This is a genomic window from Variovorax sp. V116 (assembly GCF_041154435.1).
In the GTDB taxonomy this organism is placed as follows: Bacteria; Pseudomonadota; Gammaproteobacteria; order Burkholderiales; family Burkholderiaceae_C; genus Variovorax; species Variovorax paradoxus.
Map to the genome: position 1 here is coordinate 966,412 of NZ_AP028662.1, position 20,365 is coordinate 986,776.

Annotated in this window: 20 protein-coding genes; 8 read left to right on the forward strand and 12 right to left on the reverse strand. The window is 69.3% G+C overall.

Going from position 1 to position 20,365, the window contains the following annotated elements; all coding sequences use genetic code 11:
• Positions 1-11 precede the first annotated feature (11 nt).
• From ACAM58_RS30565 to ACAM58_RS30575, 3 genes are all read left to right on the forward strand, one after another.
• Entirely contained in the window at positions 12-695 is a 684-nt protein-coding gene (locus tag ACAM58_RS30565) for a hypothetical protein (protein ID WP_015866341.1), read from the forward strand.
• Positions 696-817: 122 nt separating this feature from the next.
• The gene (locus ACAM58_RS30570) at positions 818-1,615 is read left to right on the forward strand and encodes a DUF899 domain-containing protein (protein WP_369664617.1); all 798 of its coding nucleotides are present in this window, start codon (positions 818-820) and stop codon (positions 1,613-1,615) included.
• Between the two features lie 28 nt (positions 1,616-1,643).
• The gene (locus ACAM58_RS30575; RefSeq protein WP_369664618.1) at positions 1,644-2,240 is read left to right on the forward strand and encodes a hypothetical protein; all 597 of its coding nucleotides are present in this window, start codon (positions 1,644-1,646) and stop codon (positions 2,238-2,240) included.
• On the opposite strand, the gene ACAM58_RS30580 is transcribed toward ACAM58_RS30575, so the two are convergent.
• The 12 genes from ACAM58_RS30580 to ACAM58_RS30635 all read right to left on the reverse strand — a co-directional run bounded on the left by ACAM58_RS30580 (position 2,200) and on the right by ACAM58_RS30635 (position 12,765).
• Positions 2,200-3,117, reverse strand: a complete 918-nt coding sequence (locus tag ACAM58_RS30580; RefSeq protein ID WP_369664619.1) for a sigma-70 family RNA polymerase sigma factor — start codon at positions 3,115-3,117, stop codon at positions 2,200-2,202. The genes ACAM58_RS30575 and ACAM58_RS30580 overlap by 41 nt on opposite strands.
• A complete protein-coding gene (locus ACAM58_RS30585; RefSeq protein WP_278880857.1) occupies positions 3,114-3,875 on the reverse strand; it encodes an SDR family NAD(P)-dependent oxidoreductase in 762 nt (253 codons plus the stop codon). The genes ACAM58_RS30580 and ACAM58_RS30585 overlap by 4 nt, the downstream gene beginning before the upstream one ends.
• Positions 3,876-4,010: 135 nt before the next feature.
• Positions 4,011-4,304: an addiction module antidote protein gene (locus ACAM58_RS30590; protein WP_015866336.1), complete on the reverse strand. Its 294-nt coding sequence runs from the start codon at positions 4,302-4,304 to the stop codon at positions 4,011-4,013.
• 236 nt (positions 4,305-4,540) lie between these two features.
• Complete coding sequence (locus tag ACAM58_RS30595; protein ID WP_015866334.1) at positions 4,541-5,782, reverse strand: MFS transporter; 1,242 nt, start codon at positions 5,780-5,782, stop codon at positions 4,541-4,543.
• A 181-nt stretch (positions 5,783-5,963) separates the two neighbouring features.
• The gene (locus tag ACAM58_RS30600) at positions 5,964-6,941 is read right to left on the reverse strand and encodes a Bug family tripartite tricarboxylate transporter substrate binding protein (protein WP_369664620.1); all 978 of its coding nucleotides are present in this window, start codon (positions 6,939-6,941) and stop codon (positions 5,964-5,966) included.
• Between the two features lie 39 nt (positions 6,942-6,980).
• Entirely contained in the window at positions 6,981-8,006 is a 1,026-nt protein-coding gene (locus tag ACAM58_RS30605) for a Rieske 2Fe-2S domain-containing protein (protein ID WP_369664621.1), read from the reverse strand.
• An 87-nt stretch (positions 8,007-8,093) separates the two neighbouring features.
• Positions 8,094-8,900 (reverse strand): helix-turn-helix transcriptional regulator, encoded by an 807-nt coding sequence (locus tag ACAM58_RS30610; protein ID WP_278879724.1) that lies wholly within the window; start codon positions 8,898-8,900, stop codon positions 8,094-8,096.
• Between the two features lie 69 nt (positions 8,901-8,969).
• A complete protein-coding gene (locus tag ACAM58_RS30615) occupies positions 8,970-9,455 on the reverse strand; it encodes a DoxX family protein (RefSeq protein WP_278879722.1) in 486 nt (161 codons plus the stop codon).
• Complete coding sequence (locus ACAM58_RS30620) at positions 9,452-10,240, reverse strand: DNA-binding domain-containing protein (RefSeq protein ID WP_369664622.1); 789 nt, start codon at positions 10,238-10,240, stop codon at positions 9,452-9,454. Before ACAM58_RS30620 ends, ACAM58_RS30615 begins: the two co-directional genes overlap by 4 nt.
• Positions 10,237-11,079 carry a DUF692 domain-containing protein gene (locus ACAM58_RS30625; RefSeq protein WP_369664623.1) on the reverse strand — a complete coding sequence of 281 codons (843 nt, stop codon included), beginning with the start codon at positions 11,077-11,079 and terminating at the stop codon, positions 10,237-10,239. The genes ACAM58_RS30620 and ACAM58_RS30625 overlap by 4 nt, the downstream gene beginning before the upstream one ends.
• Before the next feature lie 22 nt (positions 11,080-11,101).
• On the reverse strand, positions 11,102-11,389 hold the full coding sequence (locus ACAM58_RS30630; RefSeq protein WP_369664624.1) for a DUF2282 domain-containing protein: 288 nt from the start codon (positions 11,387-11,389) through the stop codon (positions 11,102-11,104).
• A 152-nt stretch (positions 11,390-11,541) separates the two neighbouring features.
• Positions 11,542-12,765 carry a PQQ-dependent sugar dehydrogenase gene (locus tag ACAM58_RS30635; RefSeq protein ID WP_369664625.1) on the reverse strand — a complete coding sequence of 408 codons (1,224 nt, stop codon included), beginning with the start codon at positions 12,763-12,765 and terminating at the stop codon, positions 11,542-11,544.
• Between the two features lie 144 nt (positions 12,766-12,909).
• On the opposite strand from ACAM58_RS30635, the gene ACAM58_RS30640 reads away from it, so the two are divergent.
• The 5 genes from ACAM58_RS30640 (at position 12,910) to ACAM58_RS30660 (ending at position 20,365) form a co-directional block, all read left to right on the forward strand.
• On the forward strand, positions 12,910-13,299 hold the full coding sequence (locus ACAM58_RS30640; RefSeq protein WP_369664626.1) for a hypothetical protein: 390 nt from the start codon (positions 12,910-12,912) through the stop codon (positions 13,297-13,299).
• Between the two features lie 76 nt (positions 13,300-13,375).
• Positions 13,376-14,608 carry a TolC family protein gene (locus tag ACAM58_RS30645; RefSeq protein ID WP_369664627.1) on the forward strand — a complete coding sequence of 411 codons (1,233 nt, stop codon included), beginning with the start codon at positions 13,376-13,378 and terminating at the stop codon, positions 14,606-14,608.
• Complete coding sequence (locus tag ACAM58_RS30650; RefSeq protein ID WP_369664628.1) at positions 14,605-16,110, forward strand: efflux RND transporter periplasmic adaptor subunit; 1,506 nt, start codon at positions 14,605-14,607, stop codon at positions 16,108-16,110. The genes ACAM58_RS30645 and ACAM58_RS30650 overlap by 4 nt, the downstream gene beginning before the upstream one ends.
• Positions 16,107-19,253 carry an efflux RND transporter permease subunit gene (locus tag ACAM58_RS30655; RefSeq protein WP_369664629.1) on the forward strand — a complete coding sequence of 1,049 codons (3,147 nt, stop codon included), beginning with the start codon at positions 16,107-16,109 and terminating at the stop codon, positions 19,251-19,253. The genes ACAM58_RS30650 and ACAM58_RS30655 overlap by 4 nt, the downstream gene beginning before the upstream one ends.
• Before the next feature lie 89 nt (positions 19,254-19,342).
• Positions 19,343-20,365: a site-specific integrase gene (locus ACAM58_RS30660; protein ID WP_018906962.1), complete on the forward strand. Its 1,023-nt coding sequence runs from the start codon at positions 19,343-19,345 to the stop codon at positions 20,363-20,365.

The window sequence follows — 20,365 nt, forward strand, 5'->3', positions numbered from 1 at the left end:
AGGAGCCAGCGATGAACAGCAGCAAAGCGAGCAAGAAAGACAAGACGGAAGCCGCGCCGCGCACGGCCGAGATCGTGCGCGAGTACGGCCCCTTCGCCGGCGCCGCCAGCGTGGCCGGCGTGACCCACGACGGCGAGCGCGTCTGGGCGGCCACCGGCGCGCAGCTGGTGGCCTTCGATCCCGCGAGCGGCGAGACCACGCGCACCCTCGACTGCGCCTGCGATGCCGGCACCGCCTTCGACGGCACCTACTTCTATCAAATTGCCGAGGCGCGCATCGACAAGATCGATCCGGCCAGCGGCAAGGTGCTGGCGTCGATCCCCACGCCCGGCCACGGCGGCGACTCGGGCCTGACATGGGCCGAGGGCAGCCTCTGGATCGGGCAGTACCGCGACCGCAAGATCCTCCAGATCGACCCGGTCAGCGGCGCGGTGCTGCGCACCATCGAGTCCAACCGCTTCGTGACCGGCGTGACCTGGGTCGACGGCGAGCTGTGGCACGCCACCTGGGAAGGCGACGAGAGCGAGCTGCGCCGCGTCGACCCCGACAGCGGCGCCGTGCTCGAGCGGCTGGAGATGCCGCGCGGCGCCAACGTGAGCGGGCTCGAGTCCGACGGCGCCGATCTCTTCTATTGCGGTGGCGGCGGCAGCGGCAAGGTCCGCGCCGTGCGGCGCCCGAAAGCCGCCCGGGCCTGAGCGGCCCACCGCGACAACCCCCTTTCGGCTTTGCTGCCGAAGACGAGCGCGCCGGCCACCAGGCGGGTGGAGCCGCGCATGGACCCAACCCACATCGGCTCACCGAGCCCAAGGAGAAACGCATGAACACCGCCATTGCCGAAAAGAGCACCGTGACAAACCACCCCGTCGTCTCGAAGGACCAGTGGCTCGCCCGGCGCAAGGCGCTGCTGGCGCGCGAAAAGGAACTCACGCACCTGCGCGACGAGATCGCCCGCGAGCGCCGCGCGATGCCGTGGACTCGCGTCGAGAAGAACTACGTCTTCGACACGCCCGAGGGCCCGCGCGCGTTGGCCGACCTGTTCGAAGGCCGCCGCCAATTGCTGGTGCAGCACTTCATGCTCGGCCCCGATTGGGAGCAGGGCTGCCCGAGCTGTTCCTACATGTCCGACCACCTCGGCGGAATGAAGGTGCACCTGGAGAACCGCCACGTCACGCTCTTGGTCGTCTCGCGTGCACCGCTGGACCAGATCGAGCGCTTCCGCCGGCGCATGGGCTGGGAGTTCAGGTGGGTCTCCGCGCACGGCAACGACTTCAACTACGACTTCAACGTGAGCTTCACGCCGCAGCAGTGGGCCGAGGGCCAGGGCGAGGTCTACTACAACTACGGCGTGCGGCCCTTCCCGGCGCAGGAGGCGCCCGGCATCAGCGTGTTCTACAAGGGCGATGCGGGCGAGGTGTTCCACACCTACTCGACCTACGAGCGCGGCGTCGAAGCAATGATGGGCACCTACAGCCTGCTCGACCTCACGCCCAAGGGCCGCGACGAGCCCAACCCCGTCTACGCGATGGACTGGGTGCGCCACCACGACCGCTACGAACCGGCACCGGCCGCAAAGCCGGCGGCCGCGGCGGGTTCGTGCTGCCACGCGCCCGACTGAACCGCGCTGAATCGGCAGGCACACCATCATGGCAAGCCTCTGGCCGTGGCTCGCAGTCGCGGGCGTCGGTGCCCTGCACGGGCTGAACCCTGCCAGCGGCTGGATGTGGGCGGCCGCCTGGGGCCTGCGTTCGCGCGACCGCAGGCAGGCCCTGCGGGCGCTGCTGCCGATCGCATTCGGCCATGCCGCCTCGGTGGCGCTGTTGGCCGGCGCGGTGGCCTTCGGCCTGTCGCTCGACCGCGCGCTGCTGCAGGTGCTGGCGGGCGTGCTGGTGATCGTCTTCGCGGGGCTTCACCTGTGGGGCCGCACGCCCAGCGCGGCGCGCGCACCGGCCGGGCATGCGGGGATGGCGCTCTGGTCCTTCATGGTGTCCACCGCCCACGGCGCCGGCCTGATGCTAGTGCCGGCGCTGATCCCGCTGTGCATGGGCGATGGGGCGGCGACGGCGTTCAGCGCGTCGGACTCGCTCTTGCTGGCGCTCGCGGCGGTCGGCGTTCATACCGCGGCCATGCTCGCGGTCACCGGTGCGATCGCCGTGGGCGCCTGCCGCGGCTTCGATGCCGGCGGCCGCTGGCTCCGAAAACTCAGACGGAAACCATCAGCTGCAGCCGCGCATCGGCCGTGACGTAGCGGATGTGGCGGTAGTCGCGGATCAGGCTGATGCGGCCGCCCTGCCACTCGAGCCACATGATGTAGCCCGGTTCCGGATCGCCGCGCCGGTCGAACACCGCGATCACCTCGCGGCCCTCGAGCCATGCCGGGGCAAGCCATACGCCATCGACCTTTGCGTAGAGCGTGAAGAACATGCCGACGTCGGCGCGGCCGGCGCGCACCGGATGCGCCGACTGGACCAGCCGCACGTCGTCGGCCAGCAGCGCGCGCAGGCCGTCCCAGTCGCGCTGGTTGAAGAGCGCGACATAGCGCACGAGCGCGGCGGACGGCGGCGGCGGTGGTGCGGGCGGGCCCGGCGGCTCTGCGTTGATCTCCCGCAGGCGCGCACGCCCGCGCGCGAGGTGGCCCTTCACGGCGTCGACCGTGAGGTCGAGCACCGCTGCGATCTCCGCCAGCGATTCGCCGAGCAGGTCCTTCAGGATCACCACGCTGCGCTGGTGGATGGGGAGTTCCGCGAAGCGCGACACCGCGGTCTTGACAGCTTCCTGGCGCATCAGCATCTCCATCGGGTCGGGATTGGCCGTGTCGGCCAGGTCGTTGGCCGCGTCGATCGGCTCGGCCATGCGGATCGTCCGGCCGCGCAGCAGATCGAGCGCGCGGTTGTGGGCGATGCGGAACAGCCAGGGCCGAAGCGGCGTCGCCTCGTCCATGGCGTGCACGGCCGCGAAGGCGCGCTCGAAGGTGTCCTGCACCACGTCCTCGCCTTCGATGACCGAGCCCATCAGGCGCGCGCAGTAGCGGTGCAGTTCGGGCCGCAGCGCCTCGGCGAGCGCCGCCAGCTGCGCCTGCTTGCCGCTGCGGTTCGGCGAAGGCGCCTGTGCTGCACTCACGAGGCCGCCTCCTCGAGCACCGTGATGCCCGAGTCGCCGCCGAAGCCGAAGGCGAAGCCCTTGGCATAGGCCGGGTCCTCCAGCATCGAAACCACCTTGTCGCCGAAGGCGCGCGGCGGCATCGGCGTACCGAAGCGCGCGAGGAACTCGCCGGGCGCCACGCCCATGGCGCGCGCATAGGCGGCGGCCCCCGCGTCGCCCACGCCGGTGCCGCCGATCATCTGCATCGGCACGATCGCCTGGAAGCGGATCCCGAGCTTCTGCTGCTCCGAAATGCCGTTGGCGTACTTGGCCATGAACCAGAGCATGCGCTTGGCGCCGGCATAGCCGCCCGAGAGTGGCGAGCCGTTGCGCGCCGCGCCGCTCGATCCCACCAGCACGCGGGCGCCGGGCGCGAGCGGCAGCCTGAGCGCCGCCTGCAGCCAGTAGAGCCCGGCCTTGACGTCGGTCTCCCAGGCCGCGCTGAAGTCGGCCCAGCTCAGCTGGTCCAGCCGGCCCATGCGCGGCGGCGTGCCGGCGTTCAGCACGAGGATGTCGGGGCGGACCTCGGCCAGGATGCGGTGGGCCGCGGCCTCGTCGGTCACGTCGGCAGCGACGGTGGCCACGCCCAGCCGCGCGCGCACGGCCTCGAGCGCGCCGGCGTCGCGCGCGACCAGCTTCACCCTGGCGCCTTGCGCGGCCAGCGCTTCGACCAGCCCCAGCCCCAGGCCGCGGCTTCCGCCGGTGACGACGATGTTCTTGTCCTTGATGATGCTCATGATGACCTGGCTCCGTTGTGTGCTGTGGATGGAACCAGGACGATCCAGGCCTGCAAAAGGAGTCATGCAGCGGGTCCGCGGAAACGTGAGCGCGATGGCCACGGCGCGGGCCAATGCGAACTGAATCGGCCGCTGTCAGGAATGCGCCGGCTCTATCTTCAGCTTGAAGCCCAGCGCGTTGATGACCTTGAACAGGGTATCGCTGCTGGGTGCCCTTTCTCCCGAGAGGCTCTTGTACAGGCTCTCGCGGGAGAGGCCCGTGTCCTTGGCGAGCTGGGCCATGCCTCGTGCGCGCGCAATGGCACCCAGCGCCCCGGCAAATTCGGCGGGGTCGTTGTCATCCATCACCTGGCGCAGGTACTCCACCATGTCTTCCTCGCTGGCAAGGTAGTTGGCGATATCAAATGGACGGGTCTTGATCTTGCTCATTTCGCAACTCCAGAGCCAACTTCTTGGCTCGTTCAATGTCGCGCTGCTGGGTCGGCTTGTCGGACCAGACGGATGCGCGTCATGCCGTCCTTCAGCCCCTCGAGCCAGGCGGAGAACTCATCGGTTTCAATGACCGTGACCATGAACGGATTGTAGCCTACAGGATACAACCCAGCAAGCACTGTAGCTGCGCCGCTTCTTGGAGGCGGCGGTGCCGCTGATCGACGCCCGAGAAATCAGCCCGCCGGCTGTAGCCGCGGCGCCTTGCCGGCAGCACCGGTCCGCGGGAAGGTGAGCGCGATGGCCACGGCGCCAAGCCCCACGGCCATCGAGCCGATGTACATCCAGGCATAGCTGCCGTAGCGGTCGAACAGCCAGCCGCCGAGCACCGGGCCGAGCGCCATGCCCAGGCTGGACAGCATCGACGCCGCACCCAGCACCGTGCCGAGGATGCGGGGACCGAAGTAGTCCCGCGCCAGCACCGCATAGAGCGGCATCACGCCGCCATAGGCGAGGCCGAAGACGATGGCCACGGCATAGAAGCCGCCGAGACGGTTCACCAGCAGGTAGCTCGCGGCGGCAAAGGCCTGGATCAGCAGGCCGCCCACGAGCACCCGCTTGGCGCCCAGCCGGTCCGCCAGCACGCCGAAGAGCAGCCGCCCGCCGAGGCCCGCCGCCCCTTCCATGCTGTAGATGGTGACGGCCGCGAAGGTCGGCAGGCCGCAGCCGATGGCATAGCTGACCGTGTGGAAGATCGGGCCCGAGTGGGCCGCGCAGCAGGCGAAGAACGTGATGCCGAGCACCAGGAAGGCGCGCGAGCGCAGCGCCTGTCCGATCTTCATTTCCGGCGCTGGCGCTGCGCCTCCGGGAGCGGCGTGGGCGGTGCGCGGCGCCGCGCGAATGAGCCAGACCGCGGGCAGCAGCACGACCCACGCGCCGATGCCGATGATCAGCTGGGCGGTGCGCCAGTCGTAATGCGTGACCAGCCATGCGGCCAGCGGCGAGATGGTCATGGGCGCCACGCCCATGCCAGCCGACACCAGCGAGACGGCCAGGCTGCGGTGCCTGTCGAACCACGACGCGGCAGTGGCGATCACCGGCGCGAAGAAGCTGCCGGCCGCAAGGCCCATCATCACGCCGTAGAAGAGCTGGAATTCGAGCAGGGTCGATGCGCGGCTGGCCAGCACCGTCGAAAGCCCGAGCAGCACCGTGCCCGCGAGCACCACCACGCGCGGGCCGTAGCGGTCGCTCAAGGCGCCCCAGCCGAAGCCGGCCACGCCCATGCTCAGGAAGGCCAGCGTCATGGCGCTGGAAATGCCCGCGCGCGACCAGCCGGTGGCCGCGCTCATGGGCTCCAAGAAAACGGCCAGCGAAAACAGCACGCCGATGGCCACGCAGGTCATCAGCGCGCCGGCGGCCACGAGGGACCAGTTGGAGTCGAGCGCGTCGGCCGGACGCGCTGAGGCAGCAGTGTTCATTGTCTTGTTCCAGTGGAAGATCGAAAATGGTGAACTGATTGGTTGACTATAAAGGAATTCACCTCTTCGGGCGCGCTTTTCAGCGCCGAGGTCTAACCAGGACGTTCAAGACTTCGCAAAGGAGCCAGACAGGCGCCGTGCCGCGCGGCAGGCGCGGCGCACTTCGATGCCGCTGCGGCGGCTACTGCGCCTCGATGCCGAACTCCCGCATGCGCCGGGTGATCACGTCGAAGTCGCGCCGGTAGTTCGCGGTGAACTGCTCGGGCGTGGTGTTGAGCATCTCCAGCCCGCGCTCCGCCATCCGCGCCTGGACCTCGGGCATGGCGGCGGCGTTGCGTAGCGCCACCGTCAGCCGCTTGACCACCGCGGGCGGCGTCCTGGCGGGCGCGACGAACGCGATCCATACCGCCGCCTCGAACAGCGGATCGTCGAAGCCCAGTTCGCGCATCGTGGGCACCTGCGGCAGCACGGCTGAGCGCTCGCGCCCCATGATCGCGAGCGGAACGACCTTGCCCGCCTGCACATGCTGGCGCGCCAGGCCCGCCGACGTGAGGCCGACGCTCACGGTGTTGCTCAGCAGGTCGGCCATGACGGGCGCCTCGCCGCGCTGCGGCACGTGCACCATGTGCGCATCGAGCTTGCGGTTGAGCGCCTCGCCCGCCAGGTGGCCAAGCCCGCCCGGTCCCCAGGTGCCATAGCTGAGTTGCTGGCCCGGCCGCGCCGCGAGCTTGCGGAAGCCTTCCATGTCCTTCACGCCGAGCTCGAGGTTGGCCGACAGGATGGCCGGGCTGCGCACGACCTGCGTCAGGAAGACGAAGTCGCGCTGCGGGTCGTAGGGCAGCGTCTTGTAGAGCGCGACGTTGTTGATGAGCGAATCGCCGAGCGTGACCGCGATCGTGTAGCCGTCGGGCGCGGCCCGCGCCACTTCGCCCAGGCCCACCGCGCCGTTGGCGCCGGCACGGTTGTCGACCACGAAGGGCTGGCCCAGCGCCTTCGCGGCATGCTCGCCGATCAGGCGCGCGACGAAGTCGTTGGCGCCGCCGGCCTGGGCCGTGACGACGATGCGGATCGGCTTGCCCGGGAAGCTCCCTTGGGCGAGCCCCGCGAGCGGCAGTGCGGCGAGCAGGGTGAGGCCAAGGGTGAGAAAGTGGCGGCGCATCGGGGTCTCCTGGAGTTGTTCTGGATGTGGGGCGGCGCATCAGCCGGCCTGCGAGGCGCGCTGCTCGCGCTCGACCTCTTCCTGCAGCAGCCGCCGGTACTGCACCAGCGCGGCGTCCATCGCGAGCGGCAGCATGCGCGCTTCGGGATCGATGTTCAGGTACTGCGCGGTGATCATTTCGCGGTCTTCCTCGAACGCGGTGACCAGGCCGCGGTAGATGGTCTCGGTGACCGCGGGGTCCGCGATGCTGCTTCGGTGCGACTGCTGGAAGAAGTAGTGCGTGGTCGTTGCGGTCTCGGGCGTGAGCGCCTGGCAACTGTGCAGCTGCACGCCGCCGCGCTGCTCGTCTTCGGCCTGCCCCACCGGCGCGCCGCCCGACTTCATCAGCAAGGTGCCGGGCAGGAGGAAGTCGTAGATGAAGTAGCGGTCGACGTTGCTCTCGAAACTCTGGAACGACTTCCAGAAGGGAGACGGGGGCACGTCGGGCACGTGCCGCGTCACGCGGATGCCGCGCGGCACCTTCTCGATCCTGGGCACGGCCTGGGCGATGGCCGTCGATCCGCCCAGCGTGCCTTCATGCACATAGCTCAGGTGCGAGAAGTCCAGCAGGTTGTCGCAGACCAGCAGGTAGGGCGTGTCGTAGTGGACATAGCCGGGCCTGTAGCGCCAGTCGGGGTGGTCGCACGAGAAGTTGTCCGGCAGCAGCGCGCGATCCGCGAGCGACGGATCACCCATCCACACGAAGATCCACTTGTTGTGCGAGACCACCGGGTAGGTCCGCACGCGCGCCTTCACGGGAATGCTGGCCAGCCCCGGTGCCTCCACGCAAACGCCGTCGGCGGCGAACTTGAGGCCGTGGTAGCCGCAGCGCACGCAGTCGCCTTCCCTGCGTCCGCGCGACAGCGGCGCATGCCGGTGGCAGCAGCGGTCCTGCATCGCCACGAGCTCGCCGCCCTCGGTTCTATAGACCAGGATCGGCTCCTCGAGCACCGTGCGCGTGAACAGCGCGTTGTCGGAAATCTCGTGATCCCACGCAATGACGTACCAGCAGTTTCGAACCCACATGCCTGTCTCCCAGAGTCCAGGCAATGTAGGAATTCGCGCGGCTTTCGTCTGTCCCTGCGGAAGGGTACAAAAGGCTCCGGGTCGGCCCTAGTGAATGAAGCGCAGGAGCTGCTGGCGTCCGTGGATCGCGAGCTTCAGGTAGGCGCGCTTGCGCAGCGTCGTCACGCTCGATGCGGCAATGCCCAGGTCGGCGGCGATGCCGTCGGCGCCGATCCCGCAGGCGATGCGCGCGCAGACCTCGCGCTCGCGCGGCGACAGTTGCGGTGCCGTGCGCTGCAGCGTGCGCTCGATGCCCGCCACGCGCAGCGGCGTATCGGGCGATGCGAGCTGCGCGAACAGCGCATTGCGATGCGCGCGCTTCAACAGGGGCGCAAGGCCGAGCAGTTGCGCAACATCCGCTTGCGCGAACTGGCCGTTCTGCCGGTTGCGGTACAGGTTGATCGCAAAGATCGTGCGCGGCACGGGCGAGTAGAGAAAGCTCAACCGCCCCGTCAATTGCCGGCCGACGAAGATCTGCTCGCGCCACGCCGGGTCGGGGATGTCCGCCGCGTCATACAGCAAGGCGGTCACGGGTGCGTGGGCCAGCGCCTCTCCACCCATGCGCGCGGCCAGGCGGGTCATGTCGTCCGCCAGCCGGAACCGCTTCTTGTAGAGGGAGAAGCACTCGGCCGTGATGTTGTCGCACCGGCCCATCGCATGCCCTTCGACCTGCGACGGAACGCCGTCGATGTACTCCACGAGCGAGATGTATTCGACCGGCACCACGTGGTTGATGAAGTCGAGCATGTGGAGCGCGGGCGCCTCCTCGCTGCCCGCGTCGAGCAGGTGCGCGACGGCGCCTGCGTCCAGCAGCTGGCCCGCAGGTGGCGTGTCGAGAAACCAGGTGGAAGGCATGGCAGCCCAATATAGGCAAGCCGCGCCCGATTCAACAGGGTGGAAGCCCGCGGGCCGCGCGCCGGCCGGTCAGCGAATGCGCAGCGCGTGGTCCAGCGAGAGGCGGCCCGCGCCGCGGCCCGCCAGGTACAGCAGCAGCGCAGCCCACGAGAGGTGCGTCGGCCATGCATCCGGATAGACGAACACCTGGATCACCAGCGTCATGCCCAGCAGGGCCAGCGCCGACAAGCGCGTGAAGAGGCCCAGCACCAGCAGCAGCGGGAACAGGTGCTCCGAGTAGGCCGCCAGGTGCGCGGCAATCTCGGGCGGCACGAAGGGCAATTTGTATTCGGTGCGGAACAGCTCGTAGGCGCTGTCGGTCAGCGTGAGAAAACCCTCGACCTTGGTGCGGCCCGAGTAGAAGAAGATGGCCGCCACGGCCACGCGCGTGGCCAGTGCCAGTGCGTCGTGGGCCACGATGCGCGTGAGGCGTTCGGCCACTGCGTTCCAGTGCGCGCGAAGACCGCGGCGATTGCTGTTTTCGATCGATGCGGGAGCCTGAAGGTGGGTGCTCATGGTGCTCTTTCGTTGGATGCAGGCGAAGCCGAAGTGCCGGCGAATGCACCGGCGCGCAACAGGGCCGCGAACATGGCCGAGATGTCTGCCGCCGGGTCGGCCGCCAGCGCGCGCTCCGCCGCTTCGGCAAGGCTTGCGCCGCTGGCGCAGGCGTCGAGGAAGGCGCAGCCGGCCTGGGTGATCCCTTGCCAATTCACCGTGTCGGCGGGCCGCGTCAGCAAAGCGCCCTCGCCTCGCCAGGCCAGTTCGTCGCCAACCGCGCTCGGCCGGCGATGGCGCTCCCAGATGCTGTAGACCGGTTGCTCGTCGAACCAGGCCCAGCGCGCTGCCGGATGCGGCGCAAGGACCAGGGCCGCCATCTGCTGCGGCGTGCGGCGGGCGATCCATGCGGCGTCGGCGGCTGGTGCGTTGTGCGCGGCATGGGCTTCGCGCCAGAGCGTGTCGAGCTGCGCGACGCCGGGCAGGTAGACGAGCTCGGCGGCCGGCTCGAAGCCGCGCAGGAAACCGGGGAAGCCAGTGCCGTAGTGCAGCAGGCGCCCGTCGCTCGGCGGATCGGCCGCTACATAGAGTGCGGCGGCGGCGCGAAACCATTCCTCGCCCACCAGCTGCGCAACGGTCGGGAAGTTGGCCTGCAGCGCATCGATGCAGGCCTTCATCACGGTGTTGCGGTACACCGCGAAGGCGGGCTGCATGGCGAGCGCCCGCACTGCAGGGTGCGCGGCTTCCGAAGGAGCGAACAGGGCCTGCGCAAAGGCCTGCTGGAACTGATCGCGCGGCGTGTTCATGCGATGGCCTCCTGCGCGGCACGCTGCAGCACGGCCGCGGCTTGTTGCTGCTCCGCCATGAGCTCCCCGAAGGCCGGCACGTTGCCGTCGCGCTCGATCAGCGTGGGCCGGGCGCCGGCGCGATCGACGAAGCGCCGGTACAGCTGCCAGACCTCCGGTGCGATGGGCGCATCGTGCGAATCGATCAGCAGTGCATCGCCGAGGGTGGGGTCGGCGCTGTGGCCCGCAAGGTGGATCTCGCCGACCGGCGCCTGCGGAAAGCGGTCGATCCAGTCCGCGGCCGAGAAGCCCAGGTTGCATGCGGAGACGTACACGTTGTTGATGTCGAGCAGCAGCCTGCAGCCGGTGCGGCGTGACAGCTCGGCAAGAAAATCGATCTCGTCCCATTCATGCCCGTCGATGTGCAGGTAGTGGGACGGGTTCTCGATGGCCATCGCCATGCCCAGCGCGTCCTGCGTGCGCGCGATGTTGCCGGCGATGCGATGCAGCGCGGCGGTGCTGCGCGGAAAAGGCAGCAGGTCCGGAAAGTACTGGCCGTTCCATGTGGACCACGCGAGGTGCTCGGAGATCAGCGCAGGCTGGATGCGCCGGGCGAGCGCCGCCAGCCGCTGGAGATGCGCCGCATCGGGCGCTGCCTCGCCTGCGAGCGAGAGCGAGACGCCATGCAGCGACACCGGATGGCGCGCGCGGATCGCATCGAGCCATCCGATGCGCGGGCCGCCCGCCACCATGTAGTTCTCGGGGTGCACCTCGAACCACAGGCCCTCGGCACGCGCGCCGAGCGCGGCCTCGTAGTGCTCCGGCTTGAGGCCGAGGCCGGCCGCGAGGGTGTCGGACATGGCAGCGTGCGCAGTGCAGCGGTCAGGACTTGATCGGGATCAGCGAACCCATGCCCTTGGGTGTCTTGATGGTGGTGCAGGTGCCGGCCGGAACGTTCTTCCACGAGTTGCCCTGGTAGTCGACCTTGGAGGTGCCCGCGCAGGTGGTGCCGGGGCCGGCGGCGCAGTCGTTCTTGCCGGCCATCGAGACGCCGTAGCACTTTTCCATGGCGGCCGTCTTGTCGGCCATCGGTTTGTCTTGCGCCATGGCAGAGCCCGCGGCAAGGGCACCCAGTGCAAGAGCGGTGATCGCGAAAGAACGATTGATCATGGATGAACTCCAGAAGATTGATTGAGAAATTGCAACCGCGCCCAATGCGCAGTCCCTTGCTAGTTCGCGGCGTGCGAAGCCCGGGTTACAGGCCCGGTGCGATTCGGCAATTTTTTTGCGGGGCGAACGAAGATCGAGAAGAACGCCACCTGCTACAGCATCGAGTCTGCCCGCGCCACGCGCACGATGCGCGCCTTGGCACCATCCGTGAGCAGGTAGAGGCTGCCATCGGGCCCTTGCCTCAAGTTGCGGATGCGCTCGCCCAGTTCGGAGAACAGGGCTTCGCGCCGAACCACGCGCGGTGCGCTGTCCTCGCCCGCGAGCTCGAATCGCCATACGGCCTTGCCGGCCAATGTGCCCACGAAGACGTTTCCCTTCCACGCGGGAAACTGGTCGCCGGTGTAGAGGATGAGGTTGCTCGGTGCGATCTTCGGCGTTGTCCAGAAGGCCAGCGGCGCTTCCATGCCGCGCTTCGATGTTCCCTCGCCGATCTTGGCGCAGGTGTCGTACTCGCAGCCGAAGGTCACCACCGGCCAGCCGTAGTTCAGGCCCTTGCGCACGATGTTGATCTCGTCGCCGCCCTGCGGCCCGTGCTCGGCAACCCAGAGCTGCCCGGTCCGGGGATGGACGAATGCGCCCTGCGGATTGCGATGCCCGCGGCTCCATATTTCCGGGCGCGCGCCCTGGCGTGCGACGAAGGGGTTGTCGTCGGGCACGGTGCCATCGGTGCGGATGCGCACGGTCTTGCCCTGGTAGTAGGCGAGCGCCTGGGCGCGCATGCGGTCCTGCGGCGCATGGCGGTCGCCGATGGTGACGAAGAGATGGCCGTCGGCGGAAAGCGCGAGCCGCCCGCCGAGGTTCTGCCCGTTCACCGCGCCCGGCGTCTGGCGAAACAGCACCTTGAATTCATCGATGCGCGATCCGTCGTCGCTCAGGCGGGCGCGTGCCACCGCCAAGCCGTTGCGGTCGGCGTGCAGCCCGCGGCCGGCTTTGGTGTAGCTCAGGTACACGAGGCGGTTCGAGGCAAAGGCCGGATCGATGGCGACGTCCAGCAGGCCCCCGTGATCGCGATGGTCCACGCGCGGAACGCCGTCGATGGAAGAGATCTCGCGCCCATCGGCGCTGATCATGCGCAGCCTGCCTGGTCGTTCGGTGACGAGCAGATGGCCATCGGGCATGAACTCCATGCCCCAGGGCGACTCCAGCCCGTCGGCAAAGGTGCTCGCCTGCGGCGCATCCGGCGCGGAGTCCGCAGGCATCGCCCGCGCACCGGCATGCCAGAGCATTGCGAGAAGCAGCGCGGCGCCAAAGCCGTGCCGCCGCCAGGACAGCGCTGCAAACCTCGAACGACGAATGGCTGCGGGCGCTGTGTTCATGTCGGTGCTTGCTGAAGGGCCGCGGCGACGTTGCCGTTCGAAAATCTTATCGGCGAGCGGCCAAGCCCGACAGTCCGTTCTTTCCATGACCCCTTTGATCGAGGGCCGCGGAACGTGCCGTGGCTGGCGATACACTGAGCGGCCATGCGCGGCTATCGCCTCCCCCGACATTGCACGACCGCGTTCCTCGTGGTCCTGTCGCTGCTGTTCTCGCAACTGGCGCTGGCAAGCTATGTCTGTCCCGGGGCAGCGGACACGGCATCGACGGCCGGGATGGCGATGGCGCCGGGCGAGCCTTGCGAGGGCATGGACACCGCCCAGCCCCTGCTGTGCCACCAGCATGCCGCCGACATGTCGCTGTCGTTCGAACCGGTGAAGGCCGCCACGCCTTCGCTGCCTGCCATCGTGCAGGTATTGGCCGTGCCGCTGGTGCTGGCAGCGCTGGCCGAGCCGCTCCCGCGCCAGGCACTGCCCGAGCGGCAGCATCCGCCGCCTGATCCTGTTTTTCTTGCGACGCTCAGACTTCGCGTCTGACCCCTCCGTCGACTGACCGGTGCTGGTGCGGCGCGTCCGCTTGCCAGCGATTGCCTCGTTCGTCCGCGGAGTTGTCATGTCCATTTTCTTTTCCCGCGCAACCGCCTTGGCGGTTGTGCTGCTGCCGTGCCTTGCGACGGCCGCGCCCCTGTCGCTCGACGCCGCGCTGGAGCTGGCCGCCCGGCGCTCCGAGACGGCACGCGCCGCCCGCGCCGGGGTGCGGAGCGCCACCGAAGCGGCGCAGGCCGCGGCCCAGCTTCCCGATCCCGTGCTGCGCGTGGACATCGACAACCTGCCCGCGACCGGGCCGGACCGCTTCCACACCGCGCGCGAACCGATGACGATGAAGCGCATCGGCATCAGCCAGGAATGGCTGTCCGCCGACAAGCGCGCGGCGCGCCAGGCCGCTGCCGATGCGGCGGTCGGACGCGAAAGAGTGCAGGCGCAGGTGGCCGCGGCCGAGACCCGCCTGCAGACCGCGCTCGCATACCTGGACGCCTTCTACGCCGGCGAAAGCCTGAAGCTCGCCGTGCTGGCGGAACACCACGCGCATGAAGAGCTGGAAGCTTCGCGTGCGCGCCTGTCGTCGGCCGCCGGCAGCAGCCAGGAGGCGCTGGCAATGGCAGGTGCAAGAGGCGTCTCGGAAGACGAGACGGCGGACATCCGGCAGCAGCAGAACGCCGCGCGCGTGGCGCTCGAACGCTGGGTGGGCGTGCAGCCCGACGAGCTGACGCCCGTCGGCGAGCTTCCCGTGCCCGCCGAAGAAGCCTATGTGACCGGGCACGCCACGGTGGCCGCGCTGCAGCGCGACGTCGACATGGCCCGGCAGGCGGCGGCGGTCACCGCCTCCAACCGCAAGCCCAACTGGACCTGGGAGCTCGCCTACGGCCAGCGCAGCGGCTATTCCGACATGGTGTCGGTCGGCGTGAGCATTCCGCTGCCGGTGGCACCTGGCGAACGGCAGGACCGCGACACCGCCGCGAGGCTCGCGCTCGTCGAGAAGGCCGAAGCCGATCTGGCCGAGGCCACCCGCGCGGCCGGCGCTGAATACCGCGCACTCGCGAGCGATGCCGAGCGTCTGCGGCAGCGCATCGAACGCTATCGCGCCGGCGTCGTCGTTCCCGCCGGCCAGAGGACGGCCGCCGCGATGGCGGCCTACCGTTCCAACCAGGCGAGCCTCGCTGCGCCGTTCGAGGCGCGGCATGCCGAGCTCGAAGCGCAGCGCAAGCTGCTGGCGCTGCAGCGCGATCTCACGCGGGCCCGCATCCAACTGGCCTTCCGGCCGCTCACTGCAGAGGTGGCGCAATGAACCGAAAACTCACCGCGGGCGTATCGCTGCTGGCCGCCCTGCTGCTCGCCGCCGGTGCCTTCTACCTGGGCCGCAAGACGGGCCAGACTGTAGATGCATCAATGGCCGCGACCACCACGCCCGATGGCCGCAAGGTCCTCTACTGGCATGACCCGATGGTGCCCGGCCCGCGCTTCGACAAGCCCGGCAAGTCGCCGTTCATGGACATGCAACTCGTGCCCGTGTATGCCGACAACGCCACCGGTGCGGCTGGCGACGAGGGCGTGAAGATCAGCCCCGCCGCGCAGCAGAACCTCGGCATCCGGTATGCGAAGGTGCGGCGCACCGACGCGTCGTCCTCGTTCGAAGCCATCGGTTCCGTGCAGTTCGACGAACGGCTCAATGCCGCGGTGCAGACCCGCGTGGCCGGCTACGTCGAGCGCCTGTCGGTTCGCGCACCGATGGAGCGCGTGCGCAAGGGCCAGGCCCTGGCCACCCTCTTCGCGCCCGATTGGCTCGGGCCGCAGAACGAGTGGCTTGCGCTCAGGCGCGCGGGCGTTTCGCCCGATCTCGTTGCGGCGGCCCGCGCCCGCATGCGGGCGCTGTCGATTCCCGCCGAACTCATCCGGCGCAGCGAGGAAAGCGGCACAGCGCAGGCGCGCTACGTGCTCACCGCGCCGGTCGATGGCGTGGTGGCCGAGCTGGGCGTGCGCGAAGGCGTCGCGGTCACGCCCGGCATGACGCTGTTCCGCATCGCGGGCCTGCAGAAGGTCTGGGCGGTGGCCGAGATTCCGGAGGCGCAGGCGCTTGGCCTCGCGCGCGGGCAGAAGGCCAAGGCCGTTCTGCAGGCCGACGCATCGCAGTCGTTCGACGGTGCGCTCGACGAGATCCTGCCCGAGATCAGCACCGCCACCCGCACCTTGAAGGCCCGCTTCGAGGTCGACAACACCAAGGGAAAACTCGCGCCCGGCATGCTGCTGCGGCTGCAGGTGGCGGGGCCCGCGAGCAACCGGCTGGTGGTGCCTTCGGAGACGGTGATCCGCACCGGCCGGCGCGCCGTCGTCATCGTGCGCAAGGCCGACGGTGCCTTCGAGCCGCGTGACGTGTCGCCGGGCGCGGACCTGGGCGACGACACCGAGGTCGTCTCGGGCTTGTCCGAGGGCGAAGAGGTGGTGGCCAGCGGCCAGTTCCTGATCGACTCGGAGGCGCGGCTGCGCTCGGTGCTCGGCAACATGGCGGCACCCGCGGCCGCACCGGGCGCAAGCGCCCCGGCACCGGCCGTGGTGACTCACCAGGCCGAAGGCAAGGTCGAGAGCGTGGCGCCCGACGGCATCACCATTTCGCATGGGCCGGTCGCGACGCTCCAGTGGCCCGCGATGACGATGGGCTTCGGCAAGGCCGCGCCCAGCGCATTCCCCGAGATCAAGCCGGGCGACCCGGTGCGCTTCGAGTTCAGGGAAGGCGGCGCCATGGGCTACGAGCTGGTCTCCATCCAGCGACTGCAATCGGGCGCCACGAAATGATCGCCGCCCTGATCCGCTGGTCGGTCGGCAACCGCTTCCTGGTGCTGATCGCGACCCTGTTCCTGGTGGCCGCGGGAGGTTGGTCGGTGGCGCATACGCCGCTCGATGCCCTGCCCGATCTCTCGGACACGCAGGTCATCATCCGCACGCCCTACCCCGGAAAGGCACCCCAGGTGGTCGAGGACCTGGTCACCTATCCGCTCACCACCACCATGCTCAGCGTGTCCGGCGCCAAAACCGTGCGCGGCTATTCCTTCTTCGGCGACTCGTTCGTCTATGTGCTGTTCGACGACAAGACCGATCCGTACTGGGCGCGCTCGCGCGTGGTGGAGTACCTCAACCAGGTGCAGGCCAGGCTTCCCGCGGGCGCGAGCGCATCGCTCGGCCCCGACGCGACGGGCGTGGGCTGGGTCTACGAGTACGCGCTGGTCGACCGCACGGGCACGCGCGACATCGGGCAGCTGCGCGCGCTCAACGACTGGTTCCTCAAGTTCGAGCTCAAGACCGTGCCCGACGTGGCCGAGGTGGCCAGCATCGGCGGCATGGTGCGGCAGTACCAGGTGGTGCTCGACCCCGACCGCATGCGCGCGCTCGGCATCACGCAGGCGGCAGTGGTGGAGGCCCTGCAGAAGGGCAACCAGGCCTCGGGCGGCTCGGTGGTGGAGCTTGCCGAGGCGGAGTACATGGTGCGCTCGCGCGGCTACCTGCGCTCGCTCGATGATTTCCGGACCATCCCGCTCGCAGTGACGGGCGCCACGCCGGTGCTGCTGCGCGACGTGGCCACCGTGCGGATCGGCCCCGAGATGCGCCGCGGCATCGCCGAGCTGGACGGCGAAGGCGAAGTGGCCGGCGGCGTGGTCGTCATGCGCTCGGGCAAGAACGCGCGCACGACCATCGAGGCCGTCAAGGCGAAGCTCGAGGCGCTCAAGCCGGGCCTGCCGCCGGGCGTGGAGATCGTGCCCACCTACGACCGGTCGCTGCTGATCGACCGCGCGGTGGAGAACCTTCGCTCCAAGCTCGTCGAGGAGTTCGTCGTGGTGGCGCTGGTCTGCGCGGTGTTCCTGTTCCACCTGCGCTCGGCGCTGGTCGCTGTGGTGGCGCTGCCCATCGGCGTGCTGGCCGCGTTCGTGGTCATGCACTGGCAAGGGGTCAACGCCAACATCATGTCGCTGGGCGGCATCGCGATTGCCATCGGCGCGATGGTGGACGGCGCGATCGTCATGGTGGAGAACGTGCACAAGCACATCGAGGCCTTCGAGGCCGCGCAGGGCCGGCCGCCCGCGGTGGCCGAGCGCTGGCGGCTGGTGGCCGATGCGTCCGTCGAGGTGGGGCCGGCGCTGTTCTTCTCGCTGCTGGTGATCACACTGTCCTTCGTGCCGGTGTTCTCGCTCGAGGCGCAGGAGGGGCGGCTGTTCTCGCCGCTGGCCTTCACCAAGACCTACGCCATGGCGGCCGCGGCGGGCCTGTCGGTCACGCTGATCCCGGTGCTCATGGGCTACCTGGTCCGCGGGCGGATTCCGCATGAAGCCGCCAACCCGGTGAACCGCTTGCTCATGGCGGCCTACCGGCCCGCGCTGGAGCTGGTGCTGCGCTTTCCCAAGGGAACGCTCTTCGTTGCCGCCGTGCTGCTGGCCCTCACCGCGGTGCCGATGATGCGGCTCGGCGGCGAGTTCATGCCGCCGCTGGACGAAGGCGACCTGCTCTACATGCCGTCGGCGCTGCCCGGGCTTTCGGTGTCGAAGGCGTCCCAGCTGCTGCAGCAGACCGACCGGCTGATCAAGACGGTGCCCGAGGTCGAGCGCGTGTTCGGCAAGGCGGGACGCGCGGACACGGCCACCGATCCAGCGCCGCTCGAGATGTTCGAGACCACCATCCAGTTCAAGCCTCGGGCGCAATGGCGCGCGGGCATGACGGCCGACAGGCTGGTCGAGGAACTGGACCGCGCCGTCAAGGTGCCGGGCCTCAGCAACGTGTGGGTGCCGCCGATCCGCAACCGCATCGACATGCTGGCCACGGGCATCAAGAGCCCCGTCGGCATCAAGGTGGCCGGGGCGGATCTGGCCACCATCGATGCGCTGACCACCCAGATCGAAGCCGCGGTCAAGGGCGTTCCCGGCGTGTCGTCGGCCCTGGCTGAGCGGCTCACCGGCGGGCGCTACATCGATGTCGATGTCGACCGGCTCGCGGCAGCGCGCCATGGCCTCTCGGTGGCGGACGTGCAGGCCGTGGTGTCCACGGCCATCGGCGGCGACAACGTGGGCGAAGTCATCCAGGGGCGCGAGCGCTATCCGATCAACCTGCGCTATCCGCGCGAGGTCCGCGACTCGCTCGAGCGCCTGCGGCAGCTGCCCTTCGTCACGGCCAGGGGCGCGCAACTGCTGCTGGGCGATGTCGCCAACATCCGCATCGAGGACGGTCCGCCGATGCTGCGCAGCGAGAACGCGCGGCTGTCGGGCTGGGTCTATGTGGACGTGCGCGGGCGCGACCTGCGCTCCGCCGTCACCGACATGCAGGCAGCTGTCGGCCGCGCCGTGAAGATGCCCGCGGGCTACGCGGTGTCATGGTCCGGGCAGTTCGAATACCTGGAGCGCGCAACCGAGCGGCTGAAGCTGGTCGTGCCGGCGACGCTGGCGGTCATCTTCGTGCTGCTCTACTTGCTGTTCAGGTCGTTCGGCGACGCGGCGCTGGTGATGGCGGCCGTGCCGTTCTCGCTGATCGGCGGTTTCTGGCTGGTCTGGGCCATGGGCCACTCGGTCTCCGTCGCCACGGCGGTGGGCTTCATTGCGCTGGCCGGCGTGGCGGCCGAGTTTGGCGTGGTGATGCTGGTCTACCTGAAGAACGCGCTGGCGCGGCGCCTGGCCGCCGGCGAGCCGATGGACGACCAGACCCTGCGCACCGCCATCCGCGAAGGCGCCGTGCTGCGCGTGCGGCCCAAGGCCATGACGGTGGCCGTCGTCATGGCGGGCCTGCTGCCCATCCTCCTTGGCAGCGGCACCGGCTCGGAAGTGATGACGCGCATTGCCGCGCCCATGGTGGGCGGCATGGTCACCGCGCCGCTCTTGAGCATGCTGGTGGTTCCGGCTGCGTGGTATTTGCTGCGTCGCCGAGGGAGTGCCGTGAGATCCGACAAGCAAATACACTAACGGCAATCCGTTCCTTCAATCAGAACTCCATTCCGTGCCCGGCCGTCCTTTCGCTCATCAAAGAAACACCTGCCGTTAGCGTATTTCCTATGCCGTCGCTTCCCCTCTTCTCCGAACCCTCCGGTGAATCGCATCAGGCGGCGTTTGCCAGCTGGCTGGCCGCGCAGCAAGAAAACGGCGCCTTGCGGCAGCCCTCTTCCATCGCGGTCTATCGCGACATGTGGGGCAGTTTCACGGCCTGGTGCCTCGGCCAGTCGCCCGCGGTGACGCTTGCGTCGCTGGACAAGGGCGACCTGTCGGCGTTCCAGCAGGCGCGCTTCGGCATGAAAAGCGACGACCTGTCGCTGTCGCCGCGCTATGCGCTGCGCCTGCTTCGGCTGATCGACCGGGTGCTGCGCCACCATGCACAGACGCACGACGTTCCCGTCAACACCGCCGCCGCGGACTGGATCGCAACGCAGCCGGAGATTCGCTATGCGGATTCGGTGCGGGCCGATCCGCTGCCGGAATTCCTCTCGGTCTCCGAGGCCCGGCATCTCATCGTCTTTCTCTCGAGCGCCCGGCCACGTCCCGGCGCGGCAGGCGACCGGCATGCCCAGGCCGCGCTGAGCTGGCAGGCGCTGCGCAACCGCACGGCCGTTGCCCTGCAGCTGGGCGCGGGGCTCACGCCCGGAGACGTCCGCCTGCTGCGGCTCGATGCGCCCACATCGCAGATGGCCGGCCGGCGCGATCGGCCCTGGAAGGTGGCGGTGCCGGGCAACGGCAATTCGCCGGCGCGCGAGGCACCGGTCGCTCCCTGGGCCGGCGAACTGCTGCAGCACTGGCTCAAGGTACGCGCCGAGCTGTTGATCGCGGGCGAGTTCCTGTTCCCGGCCACGCGCTCCGGCAAGCCCTGGAGCAAGGAGGCGCAGTACGTTGCCGCCAAGCAGGTGCTGCAGGATGCGGGCATCGAGGCCGCCGGCGGCGGCTCCTTCCTGCTGCGCCACACCTTTGCGCTGCGCCAGTTGCGCAGGGGCGCCACGCTCGATCAGGTGGCGCGCTGGCTCGGCGTGGAGCCCGAGGCGATGGGCAAGTACCAGCGCGTGCTCACCGGTCCGGCCGAGATCGTCTGA

Coding starts and splice junctions, on each gene's coding strand:
- ACAM58_RS30565 (WP_015866341.1), top strand. CDS start 12: ATGAACAGCAGCAAAGCGAGCAAGAAAGACAAGACGGAAGCCGCGCCG.
- ACAM58_RS30570 (WP_369664617.1), top strand. CDS start 818: ATGAACACCGCCATTGCCGAAAAGAGCACCGTGACAAACCACCCCGTC.
- ACAM58_RS30575 (WP_369664618.1), top strand. CDS start 1,644: ATGGCAAGCCTCTGGCCGTGGCTCGCAGTCGCGGGCGTCGGTGCCCTG.
- ACAM58_RS30585 (WP_278880857.1), bottom strand. CDS start 3,875: ATGAGCATCATCAAGGACAAGAACATCGTCGTCACCGGCGGAAGCCGC.
- ACAM58_RS30590 (WP_015866336.1), bottom strand. CDS start 4,304: ATGAGCAAGATCAAGACCCGTCCATTTGATATCGCCAACTACCTTGCC.
- ACAM58_RS30595 (WP_015866334.1), bottom strand. CDS start 5,782: ATGAACACTGCTGCCTCAGCGCGTCCGGCCGACGCGCTCGACTCCAAC.
- ACAM58_RS30600 (WP_369664620.1), bottom strand. CDS start 6,941: ATGCGCCGCCACTTTCTCACCCTTGGCCTCACCCTGCTCGCCGCACTG.
- ACAM58_RS30605 (WP_369664621.1), bottom strand. CDS start 8,006: ATGTGGGTTCGAAACTGCTGGTACGTCATTGCGTGGGATCACGAGATT.
- ACAM58_RS30610 (WP_278879724.1), bottom strand. CDS start 8,900: ATGCCTTCCACCTGGTTTCTCGACACGCCACCTGCGGGCCAGCTGCTG.
- ACAM58_RS30615 (WP_278879722.1), bottom strand. CDS start 9,455: ATGAGCACCCACCTTCAGGCTCCCGCATCGATCGAAAACAGCAATCGC.
- ACAM58_RS30620 (WP_369664622.1), bottom strand. CDS start 10,240: ATGAACACGCCGCGCGATCAGTTCCAGCAGGCCTTTGCGCAGGCCCTG.
- ACAM58_RS30625 (WP_369664623.1), bottom strand. CDS start 11,079: ATGTCCGACACCCTCGCGGCCGGCCTCGGCCTCAAGCCGGAGCACTAC.
- ACAM58_RS30630 (WP_369664624.1), bottom strand. CDS start 11,389: ATGATCAATCGTTCTTTCGCGATCACCGCTCTTGCACTGGGTGCCCTT.
- ACAM58_RS30635 (WP_369664625.1), bottom strand. CDS start 12,765: ATGAACACAGCGCCCGCAGCCATTCGTCGTTCGAGGTTTGCAGCGCTG.
- ACAM58_RS30640 (WP_369664626.1), top strand. CDS start 12,910: ATGCGCGGCTATCGCCTCCCCCGACATTGCACGACCGCGTTCCTCGTG.
- ACAM58_RS30645 (WP_369664627.1), top strand. CDS start 13,376: ATGTCCATTTTCTTTTCCCGCGCAACCGCCTTGGCGGTTGTGCTGCTG.
- ACAM58_RS30650 (WP_369664628.1), top strand. CDS start 14,605: ATGAACCGAAAACTCACCGCGGGCGTATCGCTGCTGGCCGCCCTGCTG.
- ACAM58_RS30655 (WP_369664629.1), top strand. CDS start 16,107: ATGATCGCCGCCCTGATCCGCTGGTCGGTCGGCAACCGCTTCCTGGTG.
- ACAM58_RS30660 (WP_018906962.1), top strand. CDS start 19,343: ATGCCGTCGCTTCCCCTCTTCTCCGAACCCTCCGGTGAATCGCATCAG.